Source organism: Pelomonas sp. Root1217 (assembly GCF_001425705.1).
Lineage (GTDB): Bacteria > Pseudomonadota > Gammaproteobacteria > Burkholderiales > Burkholderiaceae_C > Pelomonas.
This window is the reverse complement of the sequence record NZ_LMDC01000029.1, coordinates 231,488-245,522: the sequence shown is the minus strand read 5'-3', so window position 1 is coordinate 245,522 and position 14,035 is coordinate 231,488. Positions and strand designations below refer to the sequence as shown.

At 68.6% G+C, this 14,035-nt stretch carries 13 protein-coding genes; 10 read left to right on the top strand and 3 right to left on the bottom strand.

Going from position 1 to position 14,035, the window contains the following annotated elements:
• The first annotated feature begins 86 nt into the window (after positions 1 to 86).
• From ASC95_RS26695 to ASC95_RS26660, 8 genes are all read left to right on the top strand, one after another.
• Entirely contained in the window at positions 87 to 1,355 is a 1,269-nt protein-coding gene (locus ASC95_RS26695; RefSeq protein WP_057300724.1) for an ABC transporter substrate-binding protein, read from the top strand.
• Positions 1,355 to 2,251 carry a carbohydrate ABC transporter permease gene (locus tag ASC95_RS26690; protein WP_057300723.1) on the top strand — a complete coding sequence of 299 codons (897 nt, stop codon included), beginning with the start codon at positions 1,355 to 1,357 and terminating at the stop codon, positions 2,249 to 2,251. Before ASC95_RS26695 ends, ASC95_RS26690 begins: the two co-directional genes overlap by 1 nt.
• Positions 2,248 to 3,123: a carbohydrate ABC transporter permease gene (locus ASC95_RS26685; RefSeq protein ID WP_082568145.1), complete on the top strand. Its 876-nt coding sequence runs from the start codon at positions 2,248 to 2,250 to the stop codon at positions 3,121 to 3,123. Before ASC95_RS26690 ends, ASC95_RS26685 begins: the two co-directional genes overlap by 4 nt.
• Before the next feature lie 9 nt (positions 3,124 to 3,132).
• Positions 3,133 to 4,464 (top strand): GH1 family beta-glucosidase, encoded by a 1,332-nt coding sequence (locus ASC95_RS26680; RefSeq protein WP_057300722.1) that lies wholly within the window; start codon positions 3,133 to 3,135, stop codon positions 4,462 to 4,464.
• A gap of 30 nt (positions 4,465 to 4,494) precedes the next feature.
• Positions 4,495 to 5,382, top strand: coding sequence for a family 16 glycosylhydrolase (locus ASC95_RS26675; protein ID WP_057300721.1), 888 nt, complete (start codon positions 4,495 to 4,497; stop codon positions 5,380 to 5,382).
• Positions 5,383 to 5,384: 2 nt separating this feature from the next.
• Entirely contained in the window at positions 5,385 to 5,936 is a 552-nt protein-coding gene (locus ASC95_RS26670) for a hypothetical protein (protein ID WP_057300720.1), read from the top strand.
• 142 nt (positions 5,937 to 6,078) lie between these two features.
• Complete coding sequence (locus tag ASC95_RS26665; RefSeq protein WP_057300719.1) at positions 6,079 to 6,837, top strand: ABC transporter substrate-binding protein; 759 nt, start codon at positions 6,079 to 6,081, stop codon at positions 6,835 to 6,837.
• Positions 6,838 to 6,898: 61 nt separating this feature from the next.
• A complete protein-coding gene (locus ASC95_RS26660; protein WP_057300718.1) occupies positions 6,899 to 8,422 on the top strand; it encodes a hypothetical protein in 1,524 nt (507 codons plus the stop codon).
• A gap of 44 nt (positions 8,423 to 8,466) precedes the next feature.
• On the opposite strand, the gene ASC95_RS26655 is transcribed toward ASC95_RS26660, so the two are convergent.
• The 3 genes from ASC95_RS26655 to ASC95_RS26645 all read right to left on the bottom strand — a co-directional run bounded on the left by ASC95_RS26655 (position 8,467) and on the right by ASC95_RS26645 (position 11,928).
• Entirely contained in the window at positions 8,467 to 9,537 is a 1,071-nt protein-coding gene (locus ASC95_RS26655) for a hypothetical protein (protein ID WP_057300717.1), read from the bottom strand.
• Between the two features lie 97 nt (positions 9,538 to 9,634).
• Positions 9,635 to 10,702: an ABC transporter ATP-binding protein gene (locus tag ASC95_RS26650; RefSeq protein ID WP_057300716.1), complete on the bottom strand. Its 1,068-nt coding sequence runs from the start codon at positions 10,700 to 10,702 to the stop codon at positions 9,635 to 9,637.
• Positions 10,699 to 11,928, bottom strand: coding sequence for an ABC transporter substrate-binding protein (locus ASC95_RS26645; RefSeq protein WP_057300715.1), 1,230 nt, complete (start codon positions 11,926 to 11,928; stop codon positions 10,699 to 10,701). Before ASC95_RS26645 ends, ASC95_RS26650 begins: the two co-directional genes overlap by 4 nt.
• A 77-nt stretch (positions 11,929 to 12,005) precedes the next feature.
• On the opposite strand from ASC95_RS26645, the gene ASC95_RS26640 reads away from it, so the two are divergent.
• A complete protein-coding gene (locus ASC95_RS26640; protein WP_057300714.1) occupies positions 12,006 to 12,665 on the top strand; it encodes a response regulator transcription factor in 660 nt (219 codons plus the stop codon).
• A complete protein-coding gene (locus tag ASC95_RS26635) occupies positions 12,662 to 14,035 on the top strand; it encodes a sensor histidine kinase (protein ID WP_057300713.1) in 1,374 nt (457 codons plus the stop codon). The genes ASC95_RS26640 and ASC95_RS26635 overlap by 4 nt, the downstream gene beginning before the upstream one ends.

Here is a 14,035-nt window from a genome sequence, read left to right as displayed (position 1 = left end):
GAGCCTTCGTCCGGGGTTGCCCTAGGGTTTGTGCTGCTGGGGCGCTGCACCGGGTCGAAGCACAATCTTGAAAGCGCTTTCAAACCATGTCGGACACCTATTCCCTTCACCGTCGCCACCTGCTCGCGGCCGCTCTCGGCGGCGCTGCGGGCCTGGTCCACGCCAAGGAGCAGCCACCGCTGACGGTGGCGGCCTTCCCACTGGTCGACGTGATCGCCAAAGACGTCCTCAAGGGCTGGAGCCAGCGCCACCCCGAGATCCGCACCGAGGTCATCAGCCGCCAGTACGACGACCATCACACGGCGATGACGACAGCGCTATCGACCTCTGGCCACCTGCCCGACGTCATCGCGCTGGAAACGAGCTACCTCGGCCGGTTCTCGCTGGGCACGGGCCTGGATGACCTGTCCGCGCCGGCCTTCGGCGCCGAGCGCTTCAAGGATCGCTTCGTGCCCTTCGCCATCGAGACGGCACGCAACCGCCAGGGCGCCATCGTCGCGCTGCCCACCGACATCGGCCCAGGGTCGCTTTTCTATCGCGTCGACCTGCTGGCCCAGGCGGGCCTGAAGGAAACGGACCTGACCCAGTCCTGGGAGGCCTATGTCGATGCAGGCATGCAACTCAAGGCCAAGACCGGCGCCTACCTTATCGGCGACGTGCGCCTGCTCAAGGACATCATCGTGCGCGGCGGCACGCCGCCCGGCGAAGGCCAGTTCTTCGACAACCAGGGCCGGGCGCAGATCACGTCGCCGCGCTTCGTGCGCGCCTTCGAGCTGGCGCGGACGGTGCGCCGCCAGAAGCTGGACGCGCGCGTCGAGGTCTGGTTCAACGACTGGGCCGAGATGCTCAAGCGCGGCCGCCTGGCCACCGAGCTGTCGGGCGGCTGGATGGCCGGCCAGATGGCCAACTGGGTGGCACCGCAGACGGCCGGCAAATGGCGCATCGCACAACTGCCCGAGAACACCTACTGCTCCTACGGCGGCACCTACTACGCCATCCCGCGCCGCTCGGCGCCCGAACGCAAGCAGCTCGCCTGGCAACTGATCCAGGAGCTGACGCTGGACCGCCAGCGCCAGCTCGAGGCCTTCAAGTCTCAGGACGCCTTCCCGGCGCTGCTGGACGCCCAGCAGGACCCCTTCTTCGACCAGCCCGTGCCCTTCCTGGGCGGTCAGCATGCGCGCCTGCTGTGGCGCGACGCCGCGCGGCGCATCCCGGTCGTCAAGATGCACAAGCAGCACAAGTTCGCCGACGAGGTCATCAACGCCGAGCTCGATAACGTGCTCGAGTACGGCAAGCCCATCCCCAAGGCCCTGGAAGACGCCCAGGCCTTGCTCGTGCACAGGGCCAACCGCTGATGAAGTTCCGCATCCCCGCCAGCTGGACGCCCTACGTCCTGGTCAGCCCCTTCCTGATCCTGTTCGCTGTCTTCGGCCTGTTCCCGCTGCTGTTCTCGGCCTGGCTGGCCTTCCAGTCCTGGGAGCCGACCAGCGGCATCGATTCGATGAAGTTTGTCGGCCTGGACAACTTCGTCTTCGCGCTGACCGACGGCTGGTTCTGGAAGGCATTGCGCAACACGCTGTGGCTGGCCTTCGTGTCGGGCGCGCCGCAGCACCTGGTGGCGCTGCCGCTGGCGGTGTTTCTGCACCGGTCCTTCGGGCGCTGGCGCGGCCTGTTCTCGGGCGCCTATTTCCTGCCCTACATCACGTCGACGGTCGCCATCGCGATGCTGTTCGGCTCGCTGTTCTCCAACGACTACGGGCTGATCAACCAGGCCCTGCATGCGCTGTTCGGCATGGACAACATCAACTGGATGCGCTCGCCCGACGCCATCAAGCCCGCCATCGCCCTGGTGGTGTTCTGGCGCTATGTGGGCTTCAACCTGGTGCTGTATCTCGCGGCGCTGCAGACCATCCCGAACGACCTCTACCAGGCTGCCAAGCTCGACGGTGCCAATGCCTGGCAGCAGTTCTGGCGCATCACGTTGCCGAGCTTGAAACCCATGATCCTGTTCGGCGTCACGCTGTCCCTCATCGGCGGGCTGCAGCTGTTCGAGGAGCCGTTCATCCTGACCAACGGCAAGGGCGGTGCCGACCAGCAGGCCATGACGGTGGCGATGTACCTCTACCGCGAGGCCTTTGACTTCAGCGACTTCGGCGGCGCGAGCGCGCTGGCCTGGATCATGTTCGGTGTCATCGCGCTGCTGACCTGGCTGACCAACAAGGCCTTCGCCGACCGGAGGCCGCAAGCATGAGCGCCGCATCCGTGACGCTTGCCGGGGCATCGCACAGCGCCAAGGGGCCGAACGTGAACCCGCTGCCCAGATATGCGGCCTACGCCATCGTCAGCATCGGCGCGCTGATCATGCTGGCGCCCTTCTATTTCATGTTCGTGTTCGCGACCCAGTCGCGCACCGACATCTTCAATGTGCCGCCGCCGCTGTTCTTCAGCACCGAGCTGCTCAACAACATCGCCGTGCTGACGACACGGCTGCCGTTCTGGAAGAACGTCGGCTGGAGCCTCTACGTGGGCCTGATGTCCACGGCGCTGACGCTGCTGTTCTGCTCCATGGCTGGCTATGCCTTCGCGATGCTGGAGTTCCGCTTCAAGAAGGCGCTGTTCGCCCTCGTCATGGGGACCATGATGGTGCCGGCCTTCATGAACATGATCCCGACCTTCATGGTCATGGACACCCTGGGCTGGATCGACACCCACCGGGCGCTGTACCTGCCGGGTGCGGCCAGCGCCTTCGGCATCTTCCTGATGCGCCAGTTCGCCGCCAGCACGGTGCCGCACGAGCTCATCAACGCCGCCCGCATCGATGGCTGCAGCGAGCTCGGCATCTACTGGCGCATCGCCCTGCCGCTGATGAAGCCGGCTCTGGGCACCCTCGGCCTGATCACCTTCATCAGTTCATGGAACAACTTCATGAACCCGCTGATCGTCATGCGCGCGGCCGAGAACTACACGCTGCCGCTGGCCCTGCGCAGCCTCTTCAGCACCACCAGCACCGAATGGGGCGCGCTGATGGCCGGTTCGGCCATCGCGACGCTGCCCCTGCTCGTCCTCTTCGTCATCTCGTCGCGCCAGCTCATCGCCGGCCTCACGGCGGGCGCCGTCAAATAAGAACAGTCCATGAATCCTCTGCACCAGCAATTTCCGCCCAACTTCATCTGGGGCGTCGCCACCAGCAGCTTCCAGATCGAAGGCGCCGCCCACGCGGACGGCAAGGGCGAGTCCATCTGGGACCGCTTCTGCAAGCAGCCCGGCGCGATTGCCGACGCCAGCAACGGCGACGTGGCCTGCGACCAATTCAACCGCCTCGACGAAGACCTCGACCTGATCGCGTCCCTCGGCGTCAATTGCTACCGCTTCTCCATCGCCTGGCCGCGCGTGCAGGCCAAGGGCTACGGCGACTTCAACCCCAAGGGCCTGGACTTCTACGAGCGTCTGGTGGATGGCCTGAAGCAGCGCGGCATCCAGGCCTTCGCGACGCTGAACCACTGGGACCTGCCGCAGGGCCTGCAGGACCGCGGCGGCTGGAATGACCGCGACACCGTGCATCGCTTCGTCGACTACGCCCGCCATGTGCAGGCCCGCATCGGCGACCGTGTCGACGGCATCACCACCCACAACGAGCCCTGGGTCATCGCCGTGCTCGGCAACGAGCAGGGCAATTTCGCGCCCGGCATCAAGAGCCGCAAGATTGCCACCCAGGTCTGCCACCACCTGCTGCTCAGCCACGGCCTGGCCTTGCAGGCCCTGCGCGCCGACGGTGCCAAAAGCCAGTTGGGCATCGTGCTGAACCTGTCGTCCACCGTGCCGGCCACCGCCATGCCCGAGGACATCGCCGCCGCGACCATGGCCGACGCCCGCAGCCGCCGCTGGTATGCCGATCCGCTGTTCAAGGGCAACTACCCTGAAGAGGTGATGGCCGAGCTGGGTGCTGACGCGCCCGTGGTGCAGGCCGGCGACATGGCCGCGATCGCCCAGCCGATGGACTACCTCGGCGTCAACTACTACACCCGCAGCGTCGTGTCGGCCAGCGGTGCGGAGTGGAAGCCCGAGGAGCGCGGCCTGCCGGTGTCCGACATGGGCTGGGAGATCTACGCCCAGGGCCTGCACGACCTGCTCTGCCTGCTGCACCGCGACTACCCCGGCCTGCCGCCCGTCTACGTGACCGAGAACGGTGGCGCCTTCAAGGACCAGACCGTCGTCAACGGCCGCGTGCAGGACGACGACCGCATCGCCTACCTGCGCGACCACATCGCCGCCGTGGCCAGCGCCATGCAGAAGGGCGTGCCGATGGCGGGTTATATGGTCTGGAGCCTGATGGACAACTTCGAGTGGTCCAGTGGCTACCTGAAGCGCTTCGGTATCGTGCATGTCGACTACGAGACGCAGGCTCGCACGCCCAAGGCCAGCGCCGAGTGGTACCGCGACTTCCTTCAAGCCTGGCGCGGCTGAGCAAGTTCTCAAAACAAGATGGAGACAAACATGAAGCACATCACTCCCGCCCCCAGCCCCTGGCGCCGCGTGCTGCCGGCCATCGCCTTCGCGCTGACGGCCTGCGGCGGTGGTGGCGGTTCGGCCACCGCTGCGCCGGCTCCAGCACCCGCACCATCGAACAGCTGGACCCTGGTCTGGAGCGACGAGTTCGACGGTGCCGCCGGCAGCGTGCCCAAGGCCGCCAACTGGAACTACGACCTCGGCAACGCCGAGAACAGCGGTTGGGGCAACCACGAGTTCCAGTACTACACGTCCAGCGCCCGCAACGCCCAGATGGACGGCAGCGGCATGCTCGTCATCACCGCCGAGAAGGCCAGCAACCCGGGACCGTGCTGGAACGCCAAGCCGTGTGACTACACGTCGGCGCGCATCCACACCAATGGCAAGGTCGGCTTCACCTACGGCAAGGTCGAGGCGCGCATGAAGCTGCCCTCCGGCCAAGGCATCTGGCCGGCCTTCTGGGCGCTGGGCACCGACCTGGCGACGGCCGGCTGGCCGAAGTCGGGCGAGATCGACATCATGGAGTTCATCGGCAAGACGCCGAACACCACCTACGGCACGCTGCACGGCCCCGGGTACTCGGGTGCCCAGGGCGTCGGCAAGCCCTACGACTTCGGCAAGCCGGTGGCGGATGACTTCCACACCTACACCATCATCAAGCGGCCCAACGAGATCCTCTGGCAGGTCGACGGCGTCGACTACCACCGCCTGACGCCCGCGCTGCTGCCGGCTGGCGGCACCTGGGTGTTCGAGAAGCCCTTTTTCGTCATCCTCAACCTCGCCGTCGGCGGCGACTGGCCCGGCGCACCGGACGCCACGACGCCACTGCCGGCACAAATGAAGGTGGACTGGGTCAGGATCTACAAGGAAAACTGACCATGCGTCGCCTGCTTTCCGCCCTGAGCCTCACCGCCAGCTTGGCCAGCGCTGCGGCCGCACAAGCCGCTGAGGTGAAGACCGCTTTCGGCAGCTTCAATGCGCCCGACGGCGTGACGGTGGTCAACCGCGAGGAGAAGCCCGACAAGGCCGGCAAGCCGACGGGCATGGCGGTCTACTCGCGCGCCGACGATCCCAAGGCCGTCTTCATCGTCGTGTGGAGCCATGCAGCGCCTGATCCGGCCAGGCCCTACGACCCGTTGGACGGCGCGGTCAAGATCGGCAACCCCTTTGACAAGAAGCTGACCCGCGACGCCGCCAGGCCGGTGCTGGTCGGCGGCGTGGAAGGCGGCCGCTACGAGGGCAAGCTGCCCAACGGCCTGCGGGCCGTCAGCTATGTGGCCGTGAAGGACGGCTACCGCCTCATCGCGCTGCTGAAAGCGCCGCCGGACAGCCCCTACAGTGAGCTGTCCGACGCCTTCGCCCGCGGCGTCGAAGGGTTTGCCTGGGCGGTGCCCCTGCCCGAGCAGGCGGCCTCCGCACCGTCGCAGTGAAGCGGCCGCCTGGGCGCTGACGAACTGTTTCTTGCGCCAGCGGGCAGCAAAGATGCGTAGCATGTCAGCGGCCTTTAGATCGCGCTGATCGTCCGCAGCCTTGCCCAGGGGCCCCGGCGAAACAGCCGACCCAGGAGGAACCGTGGTCGCCATCCGCCAGCCGCTGCGCATCCTTTGCACCGTCCTGTCAGCGATGGCCTTGGACGCCGGCGCTGCGGGCGCGGTGCCGTCCACCCTGCGGCTGGCCAGGCTGGATGGCGTGCCCGATCAGCGCATCGGCAGCGAAATCCTCAAAGTCGCCTACGCACGGCTGGGCATCGAGCTGCAGTTCGTCGCCGTGCCGGCCCTGCGCTCGCTGCTCGAATCCAGCGAGGGGCGCCTGGATGGCGAGGTCCAGCGCATCCTGAACGTCGAGGTGCAGTACCCGACGCTGCTGGCTGTCCGGCCCTCGATCAACTACATCGAGCCGGCCGCCTTCGTGAAGAAGCTGGATTTCAAGGTCCAGGGCTGGCCCTCCATTGCGGCCTATCAGGTCGGCATCGTGCGGGGCGTGGGCTCCTCCGAGGCGGGAACCCAGGGCATGGCCCGCGTGACGGCAGTCCCTTCGATGGAAGCCCTCATGCGCATGGTCGCCGCGGAGCGCGTCGACGTGGCCGTCAACGACCGCCTGAGCGGCATGCTCATCCTGCAGCAGCTGGGGCTGCAGGGCGAGGTGCACCCGCTCGATCCGCCGCTGCAGCGCATTCCGCTTTACCACTTCCTGCACATGCGGCATGCGGAATTGCTGCCACGGATCGAGGAAACCCTGCGTGGCATGGCGGCCAGCGGCGAGCTGGAGCAGATCCGCTCACGCGCCGCGAAAAGGATCGCCGAGGACTACGAAAGGCGTGCCTTGCCCTGACGTCGCGCTCGTGCCGTCGTCCGCAGCGACACTGCGGCCGGTCCAGACGCCGTTCCACCGCATGCCTTGCACGCCGTTCCACCTCCGCCCCATCACCACGCTCTGCCTAACCCTGTGCCTGTGCGCAGGACACGCCGCCGCCCAACACCCCGAGCCCACTGAGCTGCGCCGCAACGAGGCCCTGCTGACTGTCGAATACCAGACCGTCAAGGTGCCGGGCGACCGGGCCATCGACCTGCTGGGCTTTCATGCCTACCAGAAGGTGCTTGAGGGCGTCTACGTGGGCGGTGGCTTCCATGCGCCTCTCGTCAGTGGCGCTTATGGCGGCTTTGTGGCTGCGGACCTGGGCGTGCACCTCAGGCGCCCGCTGGCGGGGCCGGTGTTTGCGCTGGCCGGCCTGTCGGCTGGCGGCGGCGGCGGTGGGCGCAGCGTCGAGCACAGCAAGCTGCTGTCGGGCAGTGGCGGCTTTGCCAAGGGTTACGCCGGCGTGGGTTATGACTTCGGCGGCTTAACGCTGGGCGCCACGGTCTCGCGATTGAAATTCCGCCGGGCCATCATCGACGGTACCCAGGCCAGCCTGCTGCTGGAAGTGCCGTTGAGCTACCTCACGGGCCCGTTCGATCGTCATGGCCAGCCCCTGTCACCCGCGGACGACCAGGGTGCCGGCGTGGAGATGGGCGAGAACATGCTGACGCTGTCGCTCGACAACTACCGGCAGCGGTCGCCGCAAGGTTCCAACAAGAACACGGTGCGCCTGGCCGACCTGCAGATCGCGCATTTCTTTGCGGCCGACACTTACTGGTTCGCCGCCCTGGCCATGGGCTACAGCGGCCTGCCGCTGTACAACCAGTTGTTGGGCGGCGTGGGCCAGCGCTGGCGAGTCGCAGCCGACCTGACGCTGTACGGGCAACTCGGCCTGGGCTCGGGCGGCTATTCGTCGGATGTGATCGACACCGGTTCGGGCTTGCTGGTCTATCCCAAGCTGGCGGCGGAGTATTCGCTGACCCGAGACCTCGGTGTGGCGCTTTCCGTCGGCACCATGACGGCACCCAAAGGCAGCTCGCGCAACCAGACCTGGGGCCTGAGCCTGACCCACCATCTGCGTTCAGGGCGCAGCGCCGAAGCGACCGGCCCGGCCCGTTACCAGGGCCTGCGCCTGTCGGTGCTGCATCAGACCGACCTGCATCTGAGCTACCGCGGTACCGACAGGCCGTCGCTGCAGATGCTGGGCCTGCAACTCGACATCCCCACAGGGCAGCGCTGGTACCTGCCGCTGCAGGCTTCTGCGGCCTACAACGCCTACCTCGGCTACCCCGGTTACGCCGAGATCCTGGGCGGCCTGGGCGTGCAGACGCTGGCAGGGCCGGGCGAGCGCCTGCAGGCCTATGGCCAATTGCTGGCCGGCGCCAATGTGCACGGCAAGGCCGCCAAGGCCAACGCCGGTGTGCGCTGGCTGCTGGATGAGCGGCTGGCCTTGAACTTCAGCGTCGGCCGCATCGAGGCGCGTAGCGCCGGCGGCGGGCAGTTCAAGGCCGCCAACGTGGCGTTGGGGCTGGACTACCGCTTCTCGATACCGACGCGTTGATCGGCGGCCGGTCAGACCGTCAGACCGGCAATGTCCAAGTCGATTCAGGTTCGGATGGACGGGCCGCCTGGTTGAGTCTTGCGCCCGATGCGCCGCCGCATGCCGTAGAGCATCAACAAGCCGCCAGTCCAAAGCATGACGCCGCTCGGCTCAGGGACGGGCAGCAGGCCGCCGGGCCCGTAGGCGGTGCCGGAGCCGGACAACACTGTGAAGTCCGTGACAGCCACGCCGGCGGCCTGGGCGCTAATTCCAGACAGCCGCGCGGTGCTCATGAACTCCGCTGCGAGCGACGTGCCGTAGCAGCAAGGCTCGACGGTCGCCATGAAGGCCACCTCCACCTCGAAAGGCTCGCCCCAGCGCATGGCGAAATTGGCCGTGCTGAGGATGTTGGCCGAGCCGCTCAGGCTGCCAGGTGCGAGCACGAAGCTGCCGGGCAGCCCGGTGCTGCCACCACGCACGAAAGGCAGGCCGTCGCTGACGACCGTCGCCAGGAAGGAGAACCATGGCGCCCGACCGGGGGCGATGCCGCTGCCTACGCGGATGCCCAGACCGATGTCGGCTTGCTGGGAGTAGGGCGGGTTGGGCAGGCTCTTCAGGATGCCGTCGACAAGAAAGGCGAAGTCCACCGTACCGGGAGTGCCGGTGGCGATGCCGGGACGATTGAGCGTCATCGTGTCCTGGTAACGCGCGAACCCCGCCGTCTGGTGAAACGTCAGGGCGCTGGTGGGCCCCGTCATGGCGCCGGTCGCGGCCTCGCCGAGGTTGCCGTAGTTCGCTCGCGCGTTGGCCTGGCCCACGAAGCTGCCGCCCTCTGCCCAGGTCGCCGTGACGTTTTGCTGGGCGGTCAGTGGGCCGGCCGCAGACGATTTGTCGACGATGGAGCCTTGCAGATTGCAGCCCGCAAAGCCGCCGAGCGGCAGCCTGATGCCGGAGACCCCGCCGTAGTCGAGGGTGGGGCCGATGGTTCCGCAGTCGAAGCCCGAGGCCCTGCCGCCCACGGCGCCGGCATAGGCCTGCAACTGTGCCGCCGCGGCCGGGCCGGCAAGGGCGCCGAGCCAGAAGGCGAGCGTGACGAGGCGCTGGCCGAAACGGATGCGATGAGTCGTTGTGTGCATGACTGTCTCCCGGCCGGCAGGCCGATGGGCCATGCTACGGATCAATGGGACCGCATCGCACCCCTAGCATCGCGGCTGCGCTGGCGCGGCTGGCGAGTCAGTCGCCGATCGGCAACCTGTCCCCCACTGCATCGAACCACATCGTCTTCTCCGCATCGAAGCCGAACCTCACCTTGGCGCTTTCCTGCACCTCGGGCTGGCCCGGCAGCACGGCAGAGACAGTCGAGCCGGAGCAGCTCAGCCACACAACATGCTGGTTGCCCAACGGCTCGACGAGCTGCACCTCGGCCTCGTAGGCTTCGCTTGGCCCGACGCGCACGTTCTCCGGCCGGATGGCCAGCGTCAGCACCTCGCCCTGTGGACGCGCCGCAAGCACGGCGGGCAGCGGCAGGCTGAAGGCGGGTGAAGCGAACACGCCACCTTCACCGACCTGGCCCTCGATGCGGTTGATGGCCGGCGATCCCACGAAGCCCGCCACGCGCAGATTCTTCGGCTTCTCGTAGACCTCGGCCGGCGTGCCGATCTGCTGGATCACGCCCTGATGCATGACGACGATGCGCGTGGCCAGCGTCATCGCCTCGACCTGGTCGTGGGTCACGTAGATCATGGTGTTGCCCAGGCGGCTGTGCAGCAGCTTGAGTTCACGGCGCAGGTCGGTGCGCAGCTTGGCGTCGAGGTTGGACAGGGGCTCGTCCAGCAACAGCACCTTGGCTTCCCGCACCACGGCGCGGCCGATGGCGACCCGCTGGCGCTGGCCGCCCGACAGCTGGCCGGGGCGGCGCTCCAGCAGCGGGGTCAGCTGCAGCATGTCGGCCGCGGCGGCCACGCGCTTCTCCAGCTCGGCCTTGGGCGTCTTGGCCATCTTCAGTGGGAAGGCGAGGTTCTCCTTCACCGTCATGGTCGGATACAGCGCATAGCTCTGGAACACCATGCCCACGCCGCGCTGGCTTGGTTCGGCGCGGGTCATGTCCTGCTCGCCGATGTGGATGCTGCCGCCGCTGACCGGGTTCAAGCCCGCGATGGTGTGCAGCAGCGTCGACTTGCCGCAGCCCGAGGGACCGAGCAGCACGAGGAACTCGCCGCTGTGGACGTCGAGGTCAAGCCCCTTGATGACGTCATGGGTGCCGAAGCGGATGCTGAGGTCCTGGATGTGTACGCGGGTCAAGGCTTGTCTCCTGTTTTCAGAATCTTGGCGAGGGTCTGCTGGACCGTCTGCACGGGGATGTCGCGGTTCCAATAGTCGCTGACGGCGCGTTCGAGCGCCGTCAGCTGCAGCGGCGCGAGCAGCAATTCGGTGTTGCCCACCAGCCGTCCGGCATCGCGCAGCGCGGCAGCGCCGGCCTGCGCACAGGCGTCCAGCGTGCGCGTGTCGAGGTCGGTGCGCACCGGCACCGAGCCCTTGCGGGCGCTGAAGGCCAGTTGCGTGGCCGGGGCGGTCGCGACACGGGCCAGCAAGGCTTGGGCAGGCCGGACGCTGCCGTCCCTGTCCTTGGGAAAGAGCAGCACGTCGCCGCTGACGATGTAGGGCGAGCGCGGCGAGAGGCCCGGCGCGCAGCCGTAGTCGCGCCCGGGTTGCTGGCCGGCCTGGGCGAATTCGCCCTTGGCCCAGTCGCCCATGAACTGCAGCCCGGCGCGGCCGCTGACGATCAGCGCCGTCGTGTCGGCCCAGCTGCGCCCGGGCGAGGCGGGGTCGACATAACGGCGCAGCTTCTTGTAGCTGAGCAGCACCTGGCGCAGGGCCTCGCCCTGCACCGCCGCGGTGTCGCCGTCGCGCAGCACGGCCAGGTAGAGATCACGGCCGCCCTGGTTGGCCAGCAATGCGATGAAGAGGTTCAGGTCCTGCCAGGGCTGGCCGCCATGAGCCAGCGGGATCAGCCCCGCGGCCTGCAGCCTGTCCAGCGCGGCGAAGAGTTCGTCCATGCTGCGCGGCTCGGCCTTCACGCCGGCCTTGGCCAGGGCCGCCTTGGAGCTCCACAGCCACACCGGCATGTGGATGCTGACGGGCGCGGCATAGACATGGCCGTCCACCTTCACGGCGTCCAGCAGCACGGCGGGCAGCACCTCGGTCCAGCTGCCCTGGGCGGACACGTCGTCGATGGCGTTGAGCCGGCCGTCGCGGGCCAGTCGCACGAGTGCGCGCGTTGGGTTGAACTGCGCCGCCAGCGGCGGGTTGCCCGCGGCGATGCGCTCCAGCGCGATGGCCCGCGCCTGCTCCGATGCCGACACCGCCAGCTCGCGCCACTGGCCGCCGGCGGCACGGTAGGCCTCGGCCAGGGCCTGCTTGGCGGCGGTCTCGCCGGGCGAGGTCCACCAGTGCACGACGTCCGTCGGCGTGCCGGCCTGCGCCGTGGCGGCAAGCAGGGACGCGGCGAGGGCGCAGGCACGGAGCATCCCGGCATCATTACCGATGATTAAGAAACTTAATATCGTATTAACCATAAGGGCCGCCGCCGCTAAAGTCCGCAGCCATGAACCTGCTGCTCGCCGAAGACGACGCCCTGCTGGCCGATGCGCTGCAGCAGCAGTTGTTGAACGCCTCGTTCAAGGTCGAATGGGCCGAGAACGGCGCCGTCGCCGAGTACCTGCTGCGCAAGCAGGATTTCGACATCGCCATCCTGGATCTCGGCCTGCCGATGGTGGACGGGCTGACCGTGCTCAAGCGCGTGCGCGAGGCCGGCCGCACCCTGCCCATCCTCGTGCTGACGGCGCTGGACGCGCTGGAGCACCGCGTGGCGGGGCTGCAGGCCGGTGCCGACGACTACCTGACCAAGCCCTTTGATTTCCCCGAGCTGGAGGCGCGCCTGCACGCGCTGCTGCGCCGCGGCCGCCCGGCCTCGCAGACCCAGCAATTGCGCCGCCTGAGCCTGGACCGCGCCGCGCGCCGCGCCAGCATCGGTGGCGAGCCGCTGGAGCTGAGCCCGCGCGAGTGGTCGCTGCTGGACCTGCTGCTTGCCGAGCGCGACCGCGTCGTCACCAAGGCGCAGATCGTCGAGGCCTGGGGCGCCGACGAGGGCGGCTCCATCGAGGTCTACATCCATCGCCTGCGCAAGAAGCTCGAAGGCTCCGGCTTGGCCGTGCGCACCGTGCGCGGCCTGGGGTATCTGCTCGAAGCCACGGCCTCCCCGTGAACGGCCGCTCGCTGCACCGGCAACTGCTGCTGTGGCTGCTGTTGCCGCAGCTCGTGCTGTGGCTGGTGGCCGCGTTTGGGGCCTACCGCCTGGCCAGCAAGCATGCGGACGAGCTGGTCGACAGCAGCCTGCTGCAGGCGGCCCGCGCGCTGGCCCGCCAGATCCGGCCGACGTCCAGCGGCCTCTTCGTCGACCTGCCGCGCTCGGCCCAGGACATCCTGGCCGCCGACCCCGACGACCGCGTCATGTACATGGTCAGCTCGCCGCCGGGCCAGCTGCTGCTGGGCGATGCCCGCATGCCGCCGCCGCCGGGCACACCCGCGCTGGACGAGCCGGTGTTCTTCAACACCACGGTGCCCGAGGCCATGCGCGTCGTCTCGCTGGACCTGCACCTCGGCGCGGCCGGCGCGGCCGACTCGACGCTGCGCGTGCAGATCGCCCGCTCCAGCGCGCCGCGCGAGCTGCTGGCGCGGCGCATGCTGCTGGACACGGCGCTGCCGCTGTCGCTGCTGGTCGCTTTGATGAGCGCGGTCGTCTGGGCCGGCGTCCGCCGCGGCCTGAAGCCTTTGGCCGAGCTGCAGCAGCAGGTCGAAGGCCGCCGCGCCGACGCGCTGGACCCGGTGCAGCTGCGCGCCGCGCCGCCCGAGGTGAGCGCCCTGGCCGGTGCCGTCAACGAGCTGCTCGGCCAGGTGCAGCACAGCTTGGCCACGCAGCGCCGCTTCATCAGCGACGCGGCCCACCAGCTGCGCACGCCGCTGGCCGGGCTGAAGAGCCAGACCGAGCTGGCGCTGGAAGCCAACACCGACCCCGCCCTGCGCCAGCGCCTGGAGCGCGTGCACGAGAGCGCCGTGCGCGGCGCCCGCCTGGTGTCGCAGCTGCTGGTGCTGGCCCGGGCCGAGCCCGAGGCCGTCGCGGCCCAGGGCTGGGCGACGGTGGACTGCGATCGGCTGGTGCACGAGGTGACGGCCGAAAGCGTGCCGCGCGCACTCGCCGCGGGCTGCGACCTGGGCGTGGACATCGTCAACGAGGGTCTGCGCGTGCAGGGCGTGGAACTGCTGCTGCGCGAAGCCCTGGTCAACCTGATCGACAACGCGGTGCGCTACGCCGGCCGCGGTGCGGCCATCACCGTCAAGCTGCGCCGGGCGGGCGACGACGTGTGGCTGGACGTCGAGGACAACGGCCCCGGCCTGGCGCCGGACCTGCGCGAGCGCGCCTTCGAGCGCTTCGTGCGCGGCGCGACGACGGGCGAAGGCTGCGGCCTGGGCCTGGCCATAGCTCGCGAGATCGCCGAGCGCCACGGCGGCAGCGCCGAGCTGCTGCCGGCGGCGCCGCAGGGCTGCATTGCGCGCTTGACGCTGCCTGCCGGCTGA

Excerpts from the sequence above, each read along its gene's own strand:
- ASC95_RS26695 (WP_057300724.1), top strand. The coding sequence starts at position 87 with ATGTCGGACACCTATTCCCTTCACCGTCGCCACCTGCTCGCGGCCGCT.
- ASC95_RS26690 (WP_057300723.1), top strand. The coding sequence starts at position 1,355 with ATGAAGTTCCGCATCCCCGCCAGCTGGACGCCCTACGTCCTGGTCAGC.
- ASC95_RS26685 (WP_082568145.1), top strand. The coding sequence starts at position 2,248 with ATGAGCGCCGCATCCGTGACGCTTGCCGGGGCATCGCACAGCGCCAAG.
- ASC95_RS26680 (WP_057300722.1), top strand. The coding sequence starts at position 3,133 with ATGAATCCTCTGCACCAGCAATTTCCGCCCAACTTCATCTGGGGCGTC.
- ASC95_RS26675 (WP_057300721.1), top strand. The coding sequence starts at position 4,495 with ATGAAGCACATCACTCCCGCCCCCAGCCCCTGGCGCCGCGTGCTGCCG.
- ASC95_RS26670 (WP_057300720.1), top strand. The coding sequence starts at position 5,385 with ATGCGTCGCCTGCTTTCCGCCCTGAGCCTCACCGCCAGCTTGGCCAGC.
- ASC95_RS26660 (WP_057300718.1), top strand. The coding sequence starts at position 6,899 with ATGCCTTGCACGCCGTTCCACCTCCGCCCCATCACCACGCTCTGCCTA.
- ASC95_RS26655 (WP_057300717.1), bottom strand. The coding sequence starts at position 9,537 with ATGCACACAACGACTCATCGCATCCGTTTCGGCCAGCGCCTCGTCACG.
- ASC95_RS26645 (WP_057300715.1), bottom strand. The coding sequence starts at position 11,928 with ATGCTCCGTGCCTGCGCCCTCGCCGCGTCCCTGCTTGCCGCCACGGCG.
- ASC95_RS26640 (WP_057300714.1), top strand. The coding sequence starts at position 12,006 with ATGAACCTGCTGCTCGCCGAAGACGACGCCCTGCTGGCCGATGCGCTG.